Origin of the sequence: Bartonella queenslandensis AUST/NH15 (assembly GCF_000312585.1) — a bacterium.
GTDB classification, from domain to species: Bacteria; Pseudomonadota; Alphaproteobacteria; order Rhizobiales; family Rhizobiaceae; genus Bartonella; species Bartonella queenslandensis_A.
On sequence record NZ_HE998070.1, the window covers coordinates 1 to 590 of the forward strand.

1 pseudogene is annotated in these 590 nt (G+C 41.4%); it reads left to right on the forward strand.

Features of this window, described 5'->3' with window-relative positions:
- Positions 1–572 (forward strand): annotated as a pseudogene (locus BN338_RS12240) (hypothetical protein); the annotation flags it as partial.
- Positions 573–590 lie beyond the last annotated feature (18 nt).

Consider the following 590-nt stretch of genomic DNA (forward strand, 5'->3'; position numbering starts at 1 on the left):
TATGGCTATGCTCATGTTTCTGATCATGCTAAAGTACGTCATTTGTCTCATGTGCGTGGGCGTGTCTATGGCAATGCTGAAGTCTATGGTAAGGCTTTAATCACTCGATATGCTAAAGTTTATGACCATGCGTCTGTTTATGGAAGTGCCCATGTGGCGGGTAATGTCTATGGCAAGGCGCATGTCTGTGATCACGCCCGCGTTTATAGCAATTCTCATATTTATCAACATGCGCGCGTTTCTAATGATGTGTTTGTTTATGATCATGCTAGGATCCATGGTCATTCAAAGGTTTCTGGCTCTGCTTGTATTTACAGCAATGCAAAAATTTATGGACAGGCTGCTATCAAAGGCTTTGCAAAGATTTATGGCAAGGTTTCTGGCTCTGCGATTGTAAGTGGGCGTGCTGCGATTTATGGCTCTGTTTATGGGAATGCGAAAATCTCTGGTTCTGTTAAGGTGTGGGGTCGTGCCTATGGTAAAGCAAAAATAGATAAACAAAGCAATGTAAATCAGTTGCTGAGAATTATGAGGTTTATGAAAGCGATAACGTTGTAAAGATTGATAAATAGCATAAAATAACAGGGCGT